The organism is Deltaproteobacteria bacterium (genome assembly GCA_021737785.1).
Classification (GTDB): domain Bacteria; phylum Desulfobacterota; class DSM-4660; order Desulfatiglandales; family Desulfatiglandaceae; genus AUK324.
In genome coordinates, this window is the sequence record JAIPDI010000013.1 from 37,251 (window position 1) to 55,640 (window position 18,390).

General features: G+C 54.5%; 16 protein-coding genes. 9 read left to right on the forward strand and 7 right to left on the reverse strand.

The genetic code is table 11. From position 1 onward, the window contains the following. Positions 1–81 precede the first annotated feature (81 nt). Positions 82–573: a MarR family transcriptional regulator gene (locus K9N21_08410; protein ID MCF8143925.1), complete on the reverse strand. Its 492-nt coding sequence runs from the start codon at positions 571–573 to the stop codon at positions 82–84. Positions 574–878: 305 nt separating this feature from the next. On the opposite strand from K9N21_08410, the gene K9N21_08415 reads away from it, so the two are divergent. The 4 genes from K9N21_08415 to K9N21_08430 all read left to right on the forward strand — a co-directional run bounded on the left by K9N21_08415 (position 879) and on the right by K9N21_08430 (position 6,821). Further along, complete coding sequence (locus K9N21_08415; GenBank protein ID MCF8143926.1) at positions 879–1,637, forward strand: ATP-binding cassette domain-containing protein; 759 nt, start codon at positions 879–881, stop codon at positions 1,635–1,637. Beyond that, a complete protein-coding gene (locus K9N21_08420; protein MCF8143927.1) occupies positions 1,637–3,274 on the forward strand; it encodes an ABC transporter permease subunit in 1,638 nt (545 codons plus the stop codon). The genes K9N21_08415 and K9N21_08420 overlap by 1 nt, the downstream gene beginning before the upstream one ends. A gap of 199 nt (positions 3,275–3,473) precedes the next feature. Further along, on the forward strand, positions 3,474–5,495 hold the full coding sequence (locus K9N21_08425; GenBank protein MCF8143928.1) for a PAS domain-containing sensor histidine kinase: 2,022 nt from the start codon (positions 3,474–3,476) through the stop codon (positions 5,493–5,495). Positions 5,496–5,522: 27 nt separating this feature from the next. Then, on the forward strand, positions 5,523–6,821 hold the full coding sequence (locus K9N21_08430; protein ID MCF8143929.1) for a helix-turn-helix domain-containing protein: 1,299 nt from the start codon (positions 5,523–5,525) through the stop codon (positions 6,819–6,821). Between the two features lie 69 nt (positions 6,822–6,890). Here K9N21_08430 and asnB read toward each other — a convergent pair whose 3' ends face one another. Next, complete coding sequence (gene asnB, locus K9N21_08435) at positions 6,891–8,510, reverse strand: asparagine synthase B (GenBank protein MCF8143930.1); 1,620 nt, start codon at positions 8,508–8,510, stop codon at positions 6,891–6,893. A gap of 427 nt (positions 8,511–8,937) precedes the next feature. Between asnB and K9N21_08440 the strand changes: the two genes are divergently transcribed. Further along, complete coding sequence (locus K9N21_08440; GenBank protein ID MCF8143931.1) at positions 8,938–9,312, forward strand: VOC family protein; 375 nt, start codon at positions 8,938–8,940, stop codon at positions 9,310–9,312. A 437-nt stretch (positions 9,313–9,749) separates the two neighbouring features. On the opposite strand, the gene K9N21_08445 is transcribed toward K9N21_08440, so the two are convergent. The 4 genes from K9N21_08445 to K9N21_08460 form a co-directional block, all read right to left on the reverse strand. Then, complete coding sequence (locus K9N21_08445; protein ID MCF8143932.1) at positions 9,750–10,310, reverse strand: GAF domain-containing protein; 561 nt, start codon at positions 10,308–10,310, stop codon at positions 9,750–9,752. Between the two features lie 113 nt (positions 10,311–10,423). Continuing rightward, on the reverse strand, positions 10,424–10,888 hold the full coding sequence (locus tag K9N21_08450; GenBank protein MCF8143933.1) for a universal stress protein: 465 nt from the start codon (positions 10,886–10,888) through the stop codon (positions 10,424–10,426). 202 nt (positions 10,889–11,090) lie between these two features. Next, on the reverse strand, positions 11,091–11,534 hold the full coding sequence (locus K9N21_08455; protein MCF8143934.1) for a hypothetical protein: 444 nt from the start codon (positions 11,532–11,534) through the stop codon (positions 11,091–11,093). Positions 11,535–11,609: 75 nt separating this feature from the next. Continuing rightward, on the reverse strand, positions 11,610–11,849 hold the full coding sequence (locus K9N21_08460; GenBank protein ID MCF8143935.1) for a hypothetical protein: 240 nt from the start codon (positions 11,847–11,849) through the stop codon (positions 11,610–11,612). 307 nt (positions 11,850–12,156) lie between these two features. Between K9N21_08460 and K9N21_08465 the strand changes: the two genes are divergently transcribed. Further along, entirely contained in the window at positions 12,157–12,990 is an 834-nt protein-coding gene (locus K9N21_08465) for a phosphodiester glycosidase family protein (protein ID MCF8143936.1), read from the forward strand. A 146-nt stretch (positions 12,991–13,136) separates the two neighbouring features. Here the strand turns inward: K9N21_08465 and K9N21_08470 are convergent, their stop codons facing one another. After that, the gene (locus K9N21_08470; GenBank protein MCF8143937.1) at positions 13,137–13,847 is read right to left on the reverse strand and encodes a FadR family transcriptional regulator; all 711 of its coding nucleotides are present in this window, start codon (positions 13,845–13,847) and stop codon (positions 13,137–13,139) included. Between the two features lie 626 nt (positions 13,848–14,473). Between K9N21_08470 and K9N21_08475 the strand changes: the two genes are divergently transcribed. The 3 genes from K9N21_08475 to K9N21_08485 all read left to right on the forward strand — a co-directional run bounded on the left by K9N21_08475 (position 14,474) and on the right by K9N21_08485 (position 18,147). Beyond that, the gene (locus K9N21_08475; protein ID MCF8143938.1) at positions 14,474–16,234 is read left to right on the forward strand and encodes an acyl-CoA mutase large subunit family protein; all 1,761 of its coding nucleotides are present in this window, start codon (positions 14,474–14,476) and stop codon (positions 16,232–16,234) included. Positions 16,235–16,298: 64 nt separating this feature from the next. Next, positions 16,299–16,688: a cobalamin B12-binding domain-containing protein gene (locus K9N21_08480; GenBank protein ID MCF8143939.1), complete on the forward strand. Its 390-nt coding sequence runs from the start codon at positions 16,299–16,301 to the stop codon at positions 16,686–16,688. A gap of 37 nt (positions 16,689–16,725) precedes the next feature. Beyond that, positions 16,726–18,147, forward strand: a complete 1,422-nt coding sequence (locus K9N21_08485; GenBank protein MCF8143940.1) for an AMP-binding protein — start codon at positions 16,726–16,728, stop codon at positions 18,145–18,147. Positions 18,148–18,390: the final 243 nt, after the last annotated feature.

The following is an 18,390-nucleotide window of genomic DNA, read 5'->3' on the forward strand; positions in this document are numbered from 1 at the left end:
TCGGAGTTGTTTCACGGGGCAGGGAGGACGGGAAACAGCGGGGAAGCCCTATGCTCCATGCCCCATGCTCCCTGCTCCATGCTACGTGACGTCCAGATCCTGCACATCCAGCATGTCGGTGAGCCGTTTCAGGGTCAGTGCAATGTCGTCGATATCGCTGGGAGAAAGCTTGTTAAGTCCGTCAATAATCTTGTGCTGTATGGGGGGCGGGGCATTTTCAGCGAGTATTTTTCCGCTTCGGGTCAACTCCACCGTAATCACCCGGCGGTCATGTGAGATCCGTGATCGTTCAACAAGCCCCTTTTTCTCCAGCCGATCGATAATACCCGTAACCGTGCTGGAATTGACCATCACATGTCTCGCAATCTGGGACGGGGAAAGGGGGCCGTTTTCGTGAAGGGCGATCAGACAGTTGATCTGAGCCGCGCTCACATTGTATATCTTGTTCAGTTCCTTTGTATAATGCTCCCCTGCCTGCATCAATCTGCGGATCGCATAGATGATCTCCTTGGTTCGTATGGTATGGATATCTTCAGGATGATCAGGGGGAACACTATTATTTTTTTGAGACATGATGGTTCACCTGTGAAAACAAGATTTTTCTGTCTGTTATCATAAAGGAGATTCCCGGGCAATAGAATAATAGCACCTTATGCCCTGGTCTTCCGTCATGAAAAACAAAAAAAATATGGCCATCCTTCCACTGCACGCTTAGCCTTCCGTCATTCCGGCACGATTCCAGCCGGAATCCAGAAATACGGGGGGCTGGATTCCGGCTAAGGGCATGCCGGAATGACGGGACAGCACACAGCCTTTTGGTTGCGGTTATCCGCTTTAGAACTTCACAATAATTGAGAGAAGCACGGGATGAAACGCCGATGATCCGATTGATGCACGTTTCCAAATCATTTGATAACGGCCGTTCCCTTGCGGTAAAGGATCTCTCCCTGAGAGTGGAACCGGGGGAAACCCTGGTCCTTCTGGGATCGTCCGGGTGCGGAAAGACCACCACCCTCAAGATGATCAACCGGCTCATCGAACCGACCGCAGGAACCATCGAGGTGGGGGGGGAGGATATCATGACCCAGGACCCGGTCACATTGCGCCGGCGGATCGGGTATGTGTTTCAAGGGATCGGCCTCTTCCCCCACATGACCGTGGGCCAGAATGTGGAAGTCGTTCCCCGACTCTTGGGCTGGTCGGTCCAAAAGCGGAAAGCGCGTGCCGACCAGCTACTGCACCTTGTGGGACTCCCTTCACCGGAATTCGCCGCCCGGTTCCCGGACGAACTCTCCGGGGGACAGCAGCAGCGGGTGGGCGTGGCCCGGGCCCTGGCCGCCGACCCTGCCTATCTCCTCATGGATGAGCCCTTCGGGGCCCTCGATGCCCTGAGCCGTGAATCACTGCAGCAGGAATTGCTCACGCTTAAGAAGGAGCTCAAAAAGACCATTGTCTTTGTGACCCATGACATCTTCGAGGCCCTCCTGTTGGGTGACCGGATATTGATCCTCCATCAGGGGAGACTGGAACAGATCGGGACCAAACAGGAGATCCTGTCTGCGCCGGCCACCCCCTTTGTTCGGGACCTTTTTGCCAAACCCGCCAGACAATTGGCGGACTTTGAAGGGATGACCTGATGGATACGGCGACCCTGAGCGCGCTCATCTCCGAACGCCTCCCCGAACTCTGGCTGCGAACGGGTGAACATCTCATGCTCACCGGGTGTTCTTCCGGTGCGGCAATGCTGATCGGAATACCTCTCGGAATGCTCGTATTCCGAAAGTCCTGGCTGCGGAACCCTGCCATGGCAGTCATCGGCATCCTTCAGACCATCCCCAGCCTGGCCATGCTCGCCTTTCTCCTGGCCCTGCTCCACAGGATCGGAGCCCTCCCCGCCATCATCGCCCTGACCCTTTATGCCCTCCTTCCCATTGTCCGCAACACCCTCACCGGCCTGGAAGGCGTATCCCCTCAGGTAATGGAGGCAGCCAAAGGGATCGGGATGACCCACGGGCAGCAAATGAGCATGGTCCGTATCCCCCTGGCTGCGCCGGTGATCGTCGCCGGGATCCGAACCGCAGCCGTTGTCGGGGTGGGGATCGCCACCCTTTCCGCATTTATCGGGGCCGGGGGGCTGGGTCAGTTCATCAACCGCGGCCTCGCCCTCTCCAACACCCGTCTCATCCTTTTGGGCGCCATCCCCGCCGCCCTCCTCGCCCTTCTGATAGACTTTGCCATCGGCGCATTCGAATGGGGGCTGCGGCCTGAAAGAAGACGCGGCAACAGAGGACCAGTTTACGCCGTGATCCGATTGACGGCGAAAATTATTCCCATCCTGCTGGTGCTTGCAGGCATATTCGTCTATCTCACAGGGCCCTATGCGCACACATGGCTGACATCCTCATCTTCCCGGTCCGAGACCGGGAAGATCGTCATCGGAACAAAGAATTTTACGGAACAGCTGATATTGGGCGAGCTGATGGCCCAGATCATCGAAGCCGAAACCGGATTGACAGTGGAACGGCGGTTCAACCTCGGCGGCACCATGATCTGCCACGGGGCCCTGGTCAACGGCGAAATCGACCTGTATGCCGAGTATACCGGGACAGGACTGGCCGCCATCCTCAACTCGCCCGGCATATCCGACCCGGAGGATGCCTTAACCCATGTGCGGAAGGCATACCGCAACCGCTTTAATGCCCATTGGCTTCAGCCCTTCGGGTTCAACAACACCTATGCCGTCACCGTCCGCAAGGAGGACGCCATTCACCATAAGTGGGGCTCGGTTTCTGATCTTGAGAATGCAGCCCCTCAGCTCCGCGCCGGATTCACTGCCGAATTCATGGAGAGACCGGACGGCTATCCCGGCCTGAGGAGGGCCTATGACCTCCAATTCCTGGAGGTAAAGGATCTGGACCCCGCCATTATGTATCAGGCCATGGCCAACCGGGAGGTGGATGTGATCTGCGCCTTTGCCACGGACGGGCGGATTGCCGCCTATTACCTGACGCCGCTGGAGGACGACCGGGGCTTTTTTCCTCCTTATCAGGCGGCCCCGGTGGTAAGGGCGCAATGTCTCACCGCCTATCCTGAAGTGGAGGAGGCGTTGTCCCTCCTTGGAGGCAGTCTTGACAACGCCGCCATGCAGCGTCTTAACTTCGAGGTGGATGGAAAAAAGATGCGACCGGCGGATGTCGCCAAAAAATTTCTGAAGACCGGGTTGAAAACAGGAGACCCGGAGCAACCTCGGTCCCGCGCAAATTCGGATCCCTGAAGCGGCGTCAGGCCATTGCGCCTCGCCGTAATCCCCCACGACCCATGCATTTCCCTTGCCCGAAACGTCCGTATCTTCTATAATTCCCCCACACCACGCCCATTCACCTCACCTTTCATCGTTTCATAGGACCCGGGCGGTCCGCTCCTGAGACCGGTGAGACCCTAAGCCCCTTCCGCAGGGAAAGGAGGTAGCCGAAATGATCCGCGAGCAAGAAGATCTTCGCTTTACGGCATCCCAGACGGAGAGACTGCAACAAGCGCATGCGGCCATGAAGGAACGGTTTCAGGAGATGGAGGCCCGGTACCGGGCGCTCTTCGAACGCTCCCTTTACGGTATTTATCTCCATGATCCGGAGGGAAATTTCCTGGATGCCAATGAGGCGGCCCTTCGGCTCCTCGGGTACACAAAAGAGGAATTTCTATCCCTGAATTTGCAGTCGGTGCTGGGTGCGACCCAGGCCAGGGACGCCTATTCAAGGATCTCGGAGATCCTGAACCAAGGGGCGGCAAAGGAGACAAGGGAATACAGTCTCAGGACGAAAGATGGAAATACCCTATGGGTCGAGGTGGATGTTTCTCTCATCTACCGGGAGGGGAGACCCTACGCCATCCAGGGTGTGGCCAAAAACATCACCTTATCAAAGCAGGCAAAACAGGCACTGAGGGAGAGCGAACAAAAATATCGAACCCTCTTTGAGCAATCCGTGGATGCGGTTTATATAACCAGCAGGGAAGGAACCTTTCTGGATGCCAACCCTGCCCTGCTGGACCTTTTTGGGTACACCAGAGAGGAACTGCTCGGCGGTTTCAATGTCCGGCAGCTGTACTGCGACCCAAGAGGCCGGGACGCCTTTCAGGAACAGATCGAAGAAAGGGGCTTTCTCCGGAACTATCCGGTTACCTTTCGCCGAAAGGACGGCACAGAGATCGATTGCCTTCTGACCTCTTCGGTCCGGCGCTCAGAAGATGGGACCATGCAGGGGTACCAGGGAATCATCCGGGATGTGACCGAACAGAAGAAGGCGGAAAAGGCCCTGCAGGACAGGGAGGCCCATTACAGGGCCATGGTCGAGGCATTTGACGGCCTGATCTATATCTGTTCCAGGGATTACCGGGTGGAGTTCATGAACCAGCGGTTCATCGATCGTACAGGCTATGACGCTACAGGGGAGCTCTGCTACAAGGCCATTCACAACCTGGATACGGTGTGCCCATGGTGCGTTAATGAACGGATTTTCAAAGGGGAGACCGTCCGGTGGGAGGTCCTCAGTCCCAAGGACAACCGGTGGCTGTATGTCGTGAATACGCCTATTTTTCATGCGGACGGGACCATGTCCAAGCAGGCCCTGATCCTCGATATCACCGACCGAAAGAAGATGGAGCAGGACCTGCAGGAGAGCACGGAAAGGCTGAAGTTCTTTGCCTACTCTGTTTCACACGATCTCAAAGGTCCGGCCATCGGGGCCTATGGATTTGCAAAACGGTTATCCGAACGATACCGGGATTCCCTGGATGAAACCGGCAGGCTTTATTGCGATCAGATCGCGGCCGCCTCGGAGCAGATCGGGGCGCTGGTGGACCAGATCAACCTTTTTATCGCATCAAAAGAACTCCCGCTTAACATCGAGACCATAGATGTCAAGGAGATCCTCGACAGGGTTCGGGAGGATTTTTCGCCGCAGCTCCAGGTCCGTCAAATAGACTGGCAGGAACCGGACCGAATACCTCCCCTTAACGCGGACCGACTTGCCCTCTCCAGAATACTCCGAAATCTGGTGGATAATGCGCTCAAATACGGTGGAACAGCCCTGAGTCACATTTACATCGGGTATTGCGAAGAGGAAGACCGTCACCTCCTTTTTGTAGAGGACAACGGCCCCGGAATAAAAGGAGACGACGCACAAAAGATCTTCGGGGTTTTCATGCGCAGAAAGGATTCCAAAGGCGTCCAGGGGACCGGGTTGGGTCTTGCCATCGTAAAGGAAATGGCCGAACAGCACGGGGGCCGGGCCTGGGTGGAGCCGGGCGCAAAAGGGGGGAGCACCTTTTATGTCTCCATCTCCAAGGACCTCTCTCCGGGCCATGGGCAGTGTCCGCCTGATCGAGATGACAAAGGGGAAACCGGACAAGGCCGGCCTGATACTCCCCAAGTCCGTAAACCACCGGTCCGTTCTTCCCCGCAGGGATCGGGCGAAAATCACTGCGCGAATTCACGCTGAAAACCATTCCAGGGGCAAAGATCATATATGGAAATAAAAAGGCACCGGGTATCTTCAGGGGTGAGCCAGTTGGACCGGCTTCTGGGGGGGCTGTTTATCGGAGACAATGTGGTGTGGTATGACGATGCGGGAAGCCTTGCGTCGCTGTTTTGCCTCAATTTTATCCAGACCTCTCAGGCACAGGAAAAACCGGTCATCTACGTGAGTTTCGACCGGTCTCCAAGGAATCTTTTGGAAAAACTGGGGACATTGGCGGACAATAAGAACCTGACGATACTGGATTGTTTTACTTACGGAAAAGGGGCGGGTTCGGATGTTTTTCTCAAATTCTATGATGAAAAAGAGCCTGCGCCGCCATGCCGGATTGTACAGATGGAAGAACCGCAGGATATGGCAAAATTCAGGGAGACCTTTTACGGGCTGTTTGACACCTTGGAAAACGATATTCGTATCGTGTTTGAGAGCCTCACCGGTATGCAGGAATTGTGGGGAGGGGAAGCGCATATTGCGGGCTTCTATTCCCACTCGTGCCCCAGGTTGTATGAATTGAACACCATTGCCTACTGGGTAATGGAAAAGCAGGCCCATTCGCGCCGGCTAAGGGCAAAAATCAACCAGATCGCCCAGGTCGCCATTGCGCTTTCCGTAAAGCGGGGGACCACATCGCTGACCATCTTAAAGGCGGAAGAACGACACACGGATCACCTCAACGAGCCGCACTATTACTGGAGTAAGGACCTCAACGTGCAGTTTGAAACAGACAAACGGACCACCGGCCGAATCGATCTCGGAATTCGCTTAAAAACGCTTCGAAAAAAGAGAGGCCTCTCCCAGACTGATCTGGCCAAGCTGGTGGGCGTCACATCCAGCACCATATCCCAGGTGGAGAGCAACCTGATCTACCCATCTTTGTCTGCCCTGTTGAAAATGGCGGAAGTGCTTTCCGTGGACGTGAGTTCATTCTTCCAGAAATCAAGAGAAGTCACCAAACGGACCGTCTTCCAGGCCGGCGATGCCACTGAGGTAAACTTTCCAAACCTGCCCGCGGGGAGTATCACCGCCAAACTTCTGACCCCGGAAGATTTTGAAGTCCGGGCCGAGCCGTACCTGGTTGAGATTCCCCCCCAAAAAAGCCTCTCCCATTTTTTTCTCCATAAAGGCGAAGAGCTGGGGTATGTGCTTGCAGGGAAGCTTCAGATGAAACTGGCCACGGGTGTTTACACTGCCCGTGCCGGTGACGTGATCTCTCTCACCACGGACACGCCGTCCCAGTGGAAAAATCCAGGCCCCCATGTTGCCAAGATGTTCTGGGTAAAGATCAAGTGATCTTCATTCAAGACCCCCTCTGGAAGGATTTCTTCCAAAGGGGATCTGCCGAACCTTTCAGCCTTCCCCTTAGGCGGCGCGACTCTCTTTGCTCTTTTCCTCTTCCGCATGGTCGTGTTTGAGGTCACCGTCGATTGTGCCCGTCACATGTTCTCTTTCTTCGGCAAAATCAAACCCCGTCCAGATTCCGATGGAACTCAGGATGGAGTCCTGAGGATGAAACCGGCGGAAGATCTTAAAATAATAGGCCGCCTCCCTGCTGTTGATGGTGGCCTTGGGATTCTCCGCCTTAATGCGTTCGAATTCCTCCTGGCTCATCTCCTTGTGGGCCAATTGTTCCCCAAGGCTCTCGCATCCGGCCCCCTGGGTGTACTGCACCTTATATCGCCAAAGGATGTCATCAGGAAGGTAATTCGTGTCTTCAAAGGCCTTGCGCAGAATCCACTTCTCGATCTTGGCCCCGTCGTGTTCCCGTATCTTCAATTCAGGCGGGATCTTCATGGAGAGATCCACCATGGCTTCATCCAGAAACGGCACCCGCAATTCGAGGCTGAAATACATGCCCATCCGGTCGGCCCTCTGAAGGTTGATGTTGTGCAGGTTTCCGATGCACCGTCTGCCCTCCAGGTTGAGTTTGTCAAAAGGGAAATGCTTCATGTAATGGTAACCCGCAAATATCTCGTCCGCGCCCTCGCCGGTCAGGACAACGGTGACGTAATCCGCGGCCAGTTTGCAGGTGAAATAGCAGGGCACGGCACACCGCACCAGCGACGGATCGTAACTCTCGAGTTCCTTGATAACGATGGGGAGTGCTTCGTAGTACTCCGCTTCAGTAAAAAGGAGTTCGTGGTGCGTGGATCCGATATGCTTGGCCGCAATTCGGGCCGCCTTCACATCATCGCTCACATCGCCGAAATCATCCTCCATTCCCACCACAAAGGTATGAAGGTTCGGAATCTCATCGGCGGCGATAGCCGCCACCAGACTGCTGTCCAGGCCTCCGCTGCAAAATGATCCCACCGGCACCTCGGGATCGGCCAGCAGTCTTTTCTTGACGGCCTTGATAAAGGTCTCCCGAATGATTTCAGAGGTTTCATCGATATCCGTCAGCAGATGGTCCTCGATCTCCGGGATCCGGTAGTACTGAACAAATCCTTTCTCAGGCGTATAGTAGTGACCTGCAGGAAATTCATGCACCATGTCCAGGCCGGCCAGGCTCATGGCCCCCAGTTCCGACGAAAAATAGAGTTTTCCGCCTTTATGTCCGTAGTACAGGGGCTTGATCCCGATCGGGTCTCTCGCCATCATTAAACTGCCGCCGTCAAAAATGGCAAAGGCAAACATGCCGTCCAGTTCCTTGACGCATTCCGGGCCCTTCTCCTGGTAGAGATGCAGGATCACCTCTGAATCCGACTTGGTCTTGAAGCGGTGCTGAGGAGACAGCTGCGTTCGAAGTTTACGGAAATTATAGATCTCGCCGTTACAGATAATCCCCTGACTGCCGCCGTTGGCCAGAATCGGTTGATGTCCCATGGCCACGTCCACAATGGAGAGTCGGGTATGGCCGAACACACCGCCGTCGTGTTCGTGTATGCCCCGATCGTCGGGCCCTCGATGGGGAAGCGCATCCAACATGCGATTGATGGTTTTTGTGTCCCTTGCGCCGATACAACCGGCAATGCCGCACATAATAAACTCCTTTCCAGTATTGATCCATTAAAGGTGATGGAACCATTTCTTGGTCCCTTAAAGAACAAGCTCTGATTTTTAGCAGTACTAAAAATCACTGGCAATTATCAGTTGTGCTGAATTTATTTCAACTGAAATCATTTCAATCGAATTTACTTTAGTCTTTGGCTCTTGTCAAGGGATTTTTGTAAATTTTCTGTTTGGGCATTTTCAGGACCATGGTGGGGGTGAGGCGCAGTCCCGGCCCTGACCGGCGTCACAGACGCTGGGGATTCCGTTGAAAGCGACCTGCGGTCTTTTGTCTTGCAGGTCGCATTTTTCGTGGTATGGTGTGGTGTCGAGCCAGGCATGCTCGTGATGTCATGGGGATCAAAACAAAGATGCGGCAGTTCAGCACAGGAATGGATATCAACCGAGAGGAGGGATCATGAAACTGAACCACGTGGCAATGGTCGCCCGTTCACAGGAAAATGCAGACCGGTTCTACGAGGGGATACTGCAACTGACCAAGATCAAGACGTCCATGCTGACCAGCGATCTCGCAAGGAAGATATTCGGATTGGAGGTGGAGTGTCCGCTGATCCTTTACGGGAATGAGGCGTTCGCCATAGAGATCTTTGTAACGGAACGGATTCCCGTGAGCCGCTCGCCTTTCGCCCACACCTGCCTGCAGGTGGAAGACCGCGAGGCGTTCATAAAAACGTGCCGGTCGGCCGGGGCGACTGTCAATCTGATTCCCAGGGGAGAATGGCAACTCTGCTTTGTACGGGACTTTGACGGAAACCTGTTTGAGATCAAATAGCGGGATCAATGAAAAGACGCTGATTGAACCCCTGCCCCGGCCGCATTTTTCGCTCTGCTGATTCGGCATGATTCCGCCTCGAGCCACGTGGCCGGCGCATCTCCCATCCCGGCCATAAGATATGGAACCGGGGCATTCGCTATGATGTGGAGAGGGGATCGCCGCGGCGAGTCAGGGGAGACAGGCGGGCAGTCTTTCTCAGTTCCTGACATGAAAAAAAATAAACCCCTGGAAACTGATGCGAAACCAGGGGCTTAAAATAGTGCTCACTCTCCTACTCAATCAAAAACAATATAAGTCTTAAATCTTGGAAATCAAGATAACCGCACATCAAAAGAAGGGCGTCAGGTATGCGGTGGGCTGATCGTAACGCGCGTTCAGAATCTTCAAAAAAATAACGTATAAAGATCGTTCCCCTGAATGACGAGGCGGTGAACCTACATCCAGCGATTCAATTCCGGAGGAAGGTCTTCCACAGATCTCTTGATCCCTTGAAGACTGTTCAGAAGACGGGTGAACATCATGGCCATCCCGATGTTCTCGCCCAGGATGAGAAGGGAATCCACATCCTGCTCGGAGATATCCCAGACCTCATGGTGATACAGCCGAAGCACCCCGATTACCTCTTGAAGAAAAAAGATGGGCATGGACACAATGGCGGCGATCCCTTCTTCCCTGGCGGCATCCGGGTACTGGAGACTGTCGGATCCACGGACATCCCGAATAATGACGGGCTCTCCCCGCAGGGTGCAGCCCACACTCTTATCGGCGCGGAGGATTCCTTTGCGCTGGTAGGCAGGGCTGAGGCCGAAAGACACAAGAGGCTCCAGTTCCTCCTTTTCCAGGTCCAGGACGAAGATGGAACACCCTTTGATTTCTAATGCCGCCACAAGCAGTTGCGCCAGATGGTTGAGCATGATGGGGAGATTGTCGGATTCTGCAACGGCTTTGGCCACCACCTTGAAAATATCGATTGTGATTTTATCCTCTCTGACCATGGTTCCTCCTCCTGAATCCAGAAATATGGTCCTCCCTTGCGTTCTCACACCGATTTCTCAGCTCGTAACACACAGCAAGTGGAACCGCCCGGGATGAAAAGAATGGCGTGGTCTCAGGTGATGATGACGATTTCCGTATTACGCAATTCCGTGATCAGAACATCATGGATCCGTCTGGTAAATGCACGGGTGGCTTTCCTCGGCTTCTGGGAGATCACCACCGTGTTGTATGGACCCTTTCTGGCTATTTCCACCAGTTCCGAGCCGATATTCTTGCCCCTGGGTTTAAACATGCAATCGACCTGATTTTCCTGAAAGCCGTTGTAAATCAGATCCTCCCGGACCCGTTTCAGTTCCCGTTCCTTCTCCCTAACCTCGGTCCACATGGATGCCATGGTAGCCTTTAAGCGTCCCAGGCCGTGATGGGAATAGCTGTCCAATTCAGGAAGAGGGGTGTAGGCGTGAAACAAGGAGACGTGAACGGCCTTTTGGTCCGCGAATGTGCGGATGACATAGTGGAGAGCCCTTTCATCATAGTCCGTGAAATTATAAGGCACGAGGATCCATTTACCGGCCATTTCTCGCTCCCTTCTCCTAAAGGTTTTCAACGGATCTTTTTCACTCTCCGTTCTTATCACAAAGAGAATACTTTGGCAAGAACCCTTTCCCGGCTAAAGAAGCAGAGGTCAGCCAACCGCCATGAGTCAACCCTGAGGTCCTTTGCGTTCTCCGAGCCTTTGCAATGAAACTATCTCATGGCGGGGACAAGCGTTTCGGCCATCAGCTGTTGCACATCATTTTTCTTCTCATACCGAGATGCTGCAAAGAGATCTGCAGGTTGATGACCGATTTTTTGAATCGGATCCAATCCTTGAGGAAACGTCGAAGATTCGGCGGCCCAAGGCTTGCCGTTTCCAGGCCCGGCCTGATGCTGTTGAGATCGTTGAGCAGATGATGCATGATGTCGAGGGAGCAATGGAGGCTCTTGATCAAAGGCAAGTTGTGTGTCTTCCAGTACTGACGCCCCAGGATGGCGCAATCCAGAAGCATGGTCCTGAGGTCAAAATCGAGTTGCACTATCCATGATGCCAGCGGCGTCAGATCTTGTTTCGGCCGGCCCCCGGCGTCGGCCTCCCTCTCCTGCCCGAGGTCCTCCACATACTTTTGGACTTTAACCGTATCCAGGATGAGTCTCTTAAAGTCCTTTTTCAGTACTGAACTCATGGCATCCCTCCCGAATGTGTTGTCTCGAATACCCCGGGGATTTCTCTGTAATTATTTCTTGTTCCGCACCCGCTTTCAACCTGCGTGACCTTTCGCATAAAGACGCCCCATCGGACAGGAACGGCATTTCTCAAGACCCATTTGGCGCGTCATGTCAAACCCGGTTCTCGGACCCGCCGGTTCCATCTTTCTGGAACGAAGATAGCGAAGGGCGCAGGCATGTCTGGTGAGGCGAAGGTTCCCCGGTTGCCGGGCACAGCGGATAAGCTCCAGGTCCAAGGCGGTTCTGCTCTCTGATGGATGCGGTGTCGGCATTTACTCCTCCTGTTTGGGCTAACAGTATCCTTTCATTCACATATCTCATCTCACGGGTGCGATGATACCTGCCGAACCTTACGGCAACCCTTCACGAACATTACAATCGAGTAATGTTTCTTGTGTTCCCTTGTGGGGTTCAGGGGTGAGGGATGGGTCTATTGGGGTGGCCATGAATGACGCAACATGGTATATTGGCACCCATTCAGGTCCGAAGAACCGGGGTTAACGGCTCCCGAGAGGGACTGTTTCCGTGCCGAGTACACATTCAAAGTGCGCCCGGGGCCTTTTTTGCGAGGTCGACATCATGCGAAAATCCAAAAGGATCTTATATATATCCGTTGGTTGGCTGACAGGAGCTGTTTTCCTGTTTACCCCGTTAACCCCCCATGCCTGGGAAGTCCTGGCACCGGGTCTTTTGATAGGAGAGTTTGACCCCGCAGAAAAATCTCCGGTCCCCGGCGATTCCATTGTGGTCCTGAGAATCGATCCGGAAAAATATGAATTGAAACTCCTTTCGACGTCGGAACAGGGCGGCAAGCCCCGGACAGCCCGGCAGTGGGCCGAGGACTTTGGCCTGTCGGCTGTGATCAACGCAAGCATGTATCAGGAGGACCATAAGACCAGTACCGGGTACATGAAAAATTTCGGCCATATCAATAACGGGCAGATAAATTCCAAATTCGGCGCCTTCCTGGTCTTTCATCCCCGTAGTCCCGGAATCCCCCCGGTGCAAATTATTGATCGCTACCATCAGGGGTGGAAGGACATCATCCAACAGTATGATACGGTGATTCAGAATTACCGGATGATCAGCCTCAAGGGAGACAATGTCTGGGACCCATCCAATGAGATGTACAGCGCCGCCTGCGTGGGGATGGACCAGGAGGGACACGTCCTCTTTATTCATTCCCGCGCCTCCTTTTCCGTCCATGACCTGAACCGGATCCTCCTTGGACTCCCTATCCATATCAAGAATGCCATGTATGTGGAAGGAGGGAAGGAAGCGGCCCTTTATGTGAACATGGATGGGAAAGCCCGCGCTTGGGTGGGGAGTTATGAAATCGATGTGACCGAACACACCCCAAGCCGGGGCGGTCCTGAGATTCCGAACGTGATCGGCATAGTGAAGCGCAAATAGGGGAGACCATACATAACCTGATATCCGAGCGACCCTACCGGACGCGGTGAACTCATGCGGAGCGGAATGGCCGCACCCAATCCCGCCAGGCGGGACTCACACAAAGCCACGAAGCCACAAAGGGGTTCTAAATCGGAAGTATCGGCTTACGTTGAAGCGGTCAGCTCTATGATCTTTTTTTGGGCAAAATCCAGGTGGGCCACAATGGCATCGCGGGCCTTTTGCGGGTCCCGCGCCTTGATTGCGTGCAGGATTTGGGAATGCTGCTGCAGCAGGCGGCGCTTGTTTTCCTCCTCCATAAACATGGTTTCCCTGATGAGTTTCTGGGATCGCCACAGGAGGTCGAACAGGGTGAACCCGATGTGGGACAATATGGTGTTCTGGGCCGCATGAAATATCCCTAAATGGAAGCTTGCGTCCGCATTGACCCCCAACCGATTGTTTTCAAAGTCCGCTTCCATTTCCTGGCAGGCCCTTTCCAAAGACGCAATATCGCTGTCCGTGGCCATTTCGCTTGCCTTGGCCACGGCCCACGATTCCAGTATCTTACGGACTTCCAGGAGCTGAATCACCATCCCCAGGTCGCCCTCTATGGTCTTTGCGATCGGGTCATGAAGGGCCGAGGCGGCAACCGATTTGACAACGATCTTGCTGCGGGGCTGGATGTCGACAAAACCGAGGGTCTCAAGGATCTTGAGTCCTTCCCGTAACGGCGGGGCGCTCACGCCCAGACTGCCGGCCATCTCCCGTTCAGGGGGGAGTGCGTCGCCCGGTTTGAGCGTACCGTTCTTGATGAGTTCTATGAATTGGTCGGCGATTTCATCCGACAATCTCTTATGTTGAAGCCGTTTCAGCATGTTCCGCCCCCGGTGAGGAATTTGACATAGGATAGTATTCCAGCTGTCAAAGATTGTCAATATAATTGATCATATCAATTCAATTGATCCAATAGTCATCTGTTTCTCCGGCCGGATATCGGTCCTCGACGTGTCGTTGCGCCACGCTCTCCTGATGGACAACCAATTCAATATATTGATATCATGGTATTTTATTAAATGGTTATTTCAGGACTCCTTTGGGATGGATAATGAGCAAAAAAATCTTGACAACGTTTATTCTCTGATATACTGATAATATCAGTTATCTAACGCGGATACCCGCAACCAAAGTCGTTATCGAGTGACTGCCTATTATCAAGGGAGTTCGTTGTTTCGCCAGACGTCTGGAATGGTGGAATACTGGAATAATGGAAGGTTGGGAAAGGAACCTGGATCACCCGGAAAGGTTTTTTTCCTTAAACCCATTATTCCATCATTCCATACTTCCATTATTCCAAATTAAAGACGTCACCCTCTCACAATCATCTTCTTGTTTTTTGTGACAGAAAATCTGGCGATAAGGCACTAAAATGCCTTATCAAGCCGTTGGCCCGACAATGCACGCGTATGGAAATCAAAGACACGGCCTGCAGGAGTAGACCCCCATGGAAAAACAGATGAAAACGACAAAAGAGATCCTTCATGAAAAGCTGTCAGGGCAACCGCGGTCACCTCTATACAGCCCCCAGGCCCTCGAGGCCATCCGTCGGACCGTCGGCCAGTGGATGAATTCCACGGTTCGTGAAACAGACCGAAACCACTGGCACAAGACCCCCCATACGGTGTTGGGGTCTGAGACGCCGAGAGAACTCCTCTATACCCCCCTGTCCCATCCGGATCTGGATTATGAGCAGGACCTGGGGAACTCCGGTCAGGCGCCCTTTACCCGCGGCATACACGCCAACATGTATCGGGGCAGGGAATTTACCATGCGCCAGCTGACCGGGTTCGGGTCCCCGGAACAGACCAATGAGCGCCTCCGGTTCATGCTGGATCACGGGGCCACCGGCCTCAACATCCTCTTTGATCTTCCCACCATCCAGATGTACGATTCGGACGATCCCTTTGCCGTGGCCCAGGTGGGCATGTCGGGCGTTTGCGTGGACTCGGTGGAGGACATGGCACGCCTCTTCAAAGACGTGCCTCTCGACGAGGTCACCATTTCCATCGTAACGCACTACCCTTCCAATACGGCCATTTTATTTCCCATGTTCCTTGCCCTTGCAGAGGAACGGGGCATACCGTGGGAAAACCTCCGGGGAAGCGTGCAGAATGACATCACCCTGGAGGAATTGATTCGAAGCGGCTCGGAATATATACCTCCCAGGGATTGCTTTCGAATCCAGTGCGACAACATTGAATTTATCAGAAAAAACGTACCCAAGTGGAACTTTATCACCATCAACGGATACAACCTGCGGGAGTTCGGGACCTCCGCCATTACCGAGATGGCGGTTGCGCTTTCAAACGGCATTGAGATCCTGGACGAACTGGTCAGGAGGGGCTACGATGTGGATTCCACGGCCGACCGGCTGGCCTTTTTCTGGTCCACAGCCAACGATTTTTTTGAAGAGATCGCCCGCATCCGGGCGGTCCGAAGGCTCTGGTATAAGATTGTGAAGTACCGGTTCAACGCCGCAAACCCCCGCGCCATGCTCATGCGGTGTCATGTCCAGACCTCGGGCGTGTGTCTGATTCAGGAGGAGCCCCGCAACAACATTATCCGGGCGGCCTATCATGCCCTGGCGGCCGTATTGGGGGGCGCCCAGTCCCTCCATGTGGACTCCTATGACGAGGCCTATTCCGTGCCCACCGAGGAGGCGGCCCTCTTATCCCTCAGGACCCAGCAGATCCTCCAGAAGGAGACCGGGGTCACCGACGTGGTGGATCCTCTGGGCGGATCGTTTTTCCTGGAGGCCCTGACCCATGACATTGAAGGCCGAATCCTGGATGAGATGGAAGAAATCGAGAGACTCGGCGGCTATGTGAAGGCCATCGAAGGGGGCCAGATCTACAGCAAAGTGGCGTCCTACTTTGCCGAGCAGCAGCGCCTGATTGAAAACGGGGAGATCGCCCTGGTGGGACAGAACGTGTATAAATCGGAGGTGGAGGGCCCGCCCATCAACGTCTTCAGGTACCCGGAGGGCGTGGAGGCGGAGCAGAAGGCCCGATTGCAGAAACTGAGACTGAACCGGGACAGTGACAAGGTGCAAAGCAGCCTGAGCGCCCTCAAGGATGCGTGTCTGAAAGGGGAAAATATCCTTCCCTACAGTGTGGCGTGTGCCCGGGTACGATGTACCGAAGGGGAGCTGTTCAAGGTGTTCAAGGATGCCTTCGGACTGTGGAAGCCGCCCGCGCTCTTTTGATGCCGTCCAAATGATTCACAAGGGTCACCCCGTTGAAGAAGGGGAGAGAAGGGATACGAAAGAAATGACAAAGAAGATAAAGGTGCTGTTGTCGAAGCTGGGACTGGATGTCCATAACAGAGGGATTATTACCGTGGCAAAGATGTTGAGCAACGCGGGCATGGAGGTGGTCTATCTGGGGAATGCGCTTCCCGAGGAGATCGTCAGCGTTGCCATTCAGGAGGACGTGGATGTGGTGGGGGTCAGTTCCCTGGGGGGCGCCCATCTCAGCCTTGGATCGCTCCTCCTGAAGGAGGCGGAAGACAAGGGATTGAAGGACAGGGTGGCCTTTCTGATGGGGGGCGTGTTCGGGCCGTCCGACGGCCAACGTCTGAGGGAGATCGGATTTGACCGTGTCTTTTTACCGGGGTCCACCAGCGAGCAGATCGTGTCCGGCATCAGGGGTCTGGTGTGAAAGGATCAACCATTCAACTATGCAAAAAGGAGATGTTATGGCAACCAAGACAAATATAACGGAATGGCCTCCCAAATACGATCGTTCGTCGGTCCCTCCGGAGGACTCGCCCTACTGGAACAGGGAGCTGGAGACCATGGACCCGGTCCGGCGGGAAGAAGAGGTCATCCTTCCAAAGCTTCAGGGGCAACTGAAATATGCCTATGAACGCTCCCCTTTTTACAGAAAGAAGTGGGACAAGGCAGGGGTCAGGCCCGAAGATATCCGCTCGCTGGAGGATTTTGAACAGATCCCCTTTGTGACAAAGGATGAGATCCGGCAGGATCAGATGGAAAATCCTCCCTTCGGCAGCAATCAATGTGTCCCGGAGGTGGAGATCGGGAGGGTGCACGGCACCTCCGGCACCACCGGAAAGCCCACGGCCTTTGCCATCAGCAAGGGGGATCTTAAGCGGATCGCCGAGGCCCATGCCAGGGTCATGTGGAATTTCGGGCTTCGTCCCAAGGATACGGTGTTCATCGGTTCGTTTTTCAGCCTCTACATGGGGAGCTGGGGCGCCCTCCTGGGGGCGGAACGGCTCGGCGCAACGGCCTTTCCCTTTGGCGCAGGGGTCCCGGGCCAGTCTGACCGGGCCCTGGAATGGATGAAAGAGGTGAGACCCACCGCCTTTTACGGTACGCCCTCCTACAGCCTCTACCTGGCCGAGAAGGCCGTGGCAAGGGGCTTCGATCCCCTCAAGGATTTCAACTTCAAGATCCTCTTCTTTTCAGGCGAGCCGGGGGCCGGGGTCCCTTCCACAAAGAAGCGCATCGAGGAGGCCTACGGCGGAATATGTATTGACTCGGGTTCAACCGCCGAGATGACCCCGTGGATGACCAACTGCGAATGCAATCACCGTCAGGGCATGCACCTGTATCAAGACATCGTGTATGCAGAGCTGGTGGATGTGAATACCCGAAAAAGGCTCCCCTATGGCAAAGAGGGGGCAACCGTATACACCCATCTGGAGCGCACGTCGCAGCCGATGATCCGGTTCTGGGCCGGGGATATTTCCCTGTGGGTGGATGACCCCTGTCCCTGCGGCCGAACCTATCCGAGGCTGCCCAGGGGGGTGTACGGCCGCGCCGACGACATGTTCACCATACGGGGGGAGAATGTCTACCCCAGCGCCATAGAGGACTCCATCCGGGGGATCAAGGGGTTCGGCGACGAGTTCCGGATTGTCATCACCCGGGAAAAGACCATGGATGAACTCATTGTGCAGGCGGAATATGCCCCTGATGCCCTGCCGGAGGACGTCCCCCGGTTAAAGGCCGAACTGGAGAGGGTGTTGAAGGCGCGGGGGCTCAGGGCCATTGTGCAGATGGAGGCGCCCAACGCCATCGAGAGGACCCAGTTCAAGGCCAGGCGGATTATCGACAAGCGGGACCTCTACGATCACATCATCAAGGAGACCTAAGCTAACCCTCCGGCCACGAGCACGTATGTCCGGCAGGAGATACTAACGCGGATACCCGCAACCAAAGTCGTTATCGAGTGGCTGCCTAATATCAAGGGAGTTCGATGTTGCCAGACATCTGGAATGGTGGAATACTGGAATAATGGAAGGTTGGGAAAGGAACCTGGATCACCCAGGAAAGGTTTTTTTCTTAAACCCATTATTCCATCATTCCATACTTCCATTATTCCAAATTAAAGACGT

What these genes read in the sequence shown, in the direction of transcription:
- K9N21_08425 (MCF8143928.1), top strand. Translation starts at nt 3,474, where the DNA reads ATGATCCGCGAGCAAGAAGATCTTCGCTTTACGGCATCCCAGACGGAG.
- K9N21_08475 (MCF8143938.1), top strand. Translation starts at nt 14,474, where the DNA reads ATGGAAAAACAGATGAAAACGACAAAAGAGATCCTTCATGAAAAGCTG.
- K9N21_08480 (MCF8143939.1), top strand. Translation starts at nt 16,299, where the DNA reads ATGACAAAGAAGATAAAGGTGCTGTTGTCGAAGCTGGGACTGGATGTC.
- K9N21_08440 (MCF8143931.1), top strand. Translation starts at nt 8,938, where the DNA reads ATGAAACTGAACCACGTGGCAATGGTCGCCCGTTCACAGGAAAATGCA.
- K9N21_08445 (MCF8143932.1), bottom strand. Translation starts at nt 10,310, where the DNA reads ATGGTCAGAGAGGATAAAATCACAATCGATATTTTCAAGGTGGTGGCC.
- asnB (MCF8143930.1), bottom strand. Translation starts at nt 8,510, where the DNA reads ATGTGCGGCATTGCCGGTTGTATCGGCGCAAGGGACACAAAAACCATC.
- K9N21_08420 (MCF8143927.1), top strand. Translation starts at nt 1,637, where the DNA reads ATGGATACGGCGACCCTGAGCGCGCTCATCTCCGAACGCCTCCCCGAA.
- K9N21_08485 (MCF8143940.1), top strand. Translation starts at nt 16,726, where the DNA reads ATGGCAACCAAGACAAATATAACGGAATGGCCTCCCAAATACGATCGT.
- K9N21_08430 (MCF8143929.1), top strand. Translation starts at nt 5,523, where the DNA reads ATGGAAATAAAAAGGCACCGGGTATCTTCAGGGGTGAGCCAGTTGGAC.
- K9N21_08460 (MCF8143935.1), bottom strand. Translation starts at nt 11,849, where the DNA reads ATGCCGACACCGCATCCATCAGAGAGCAGAACCGCCTTGGACCTGGAG.
- K9N21_08450 (MCF8143933.1), bottom strand. Translation starts at nt 10,888, where the DNA reads ATGGCCGGTAAATGGATCCTCGTGCCTTATAATTTCACGGACTATGAT.
- K9N21_08465 (MCF8143936.1), top strand. Translation starts at nt 12,157, where the DNA reads ATGCGAAAATCCAAAAGGATCTTATATATATCCGTTGGTTGGCTGACA.
- K9N21_08470 (MCF8143937.1), bottom strand. Translation starts at nt 13,847, where the DNA reads ATGCTGAAACGGCTTCAACATAAGAGATTGTCGGATGAAATCGCCGAC.
- K9N21_08410 (MCF8143925.1), bottom strand. Translation starts at nt 573, where the DNA reads ATGTCTCAAAAAAATAATAGTGTTCCCCCTGATCATCCTGAAGATATC.
- K9N21_08415 (MCF8143926.1), top strand. Translation starts at nt 879, where the DNA reads ATGATCCGATTGATGCACGTTTCCAAATCATTTGATAACGGCCGTTCC.
- K9N21_08455 (MCF8143934.1), bottom strand. Translation starts at nt 11,534, where the DNA reads ATGAGTTCAGTACTGAAAAAGGACTTTAAGAGACTCATCCTGGATACG.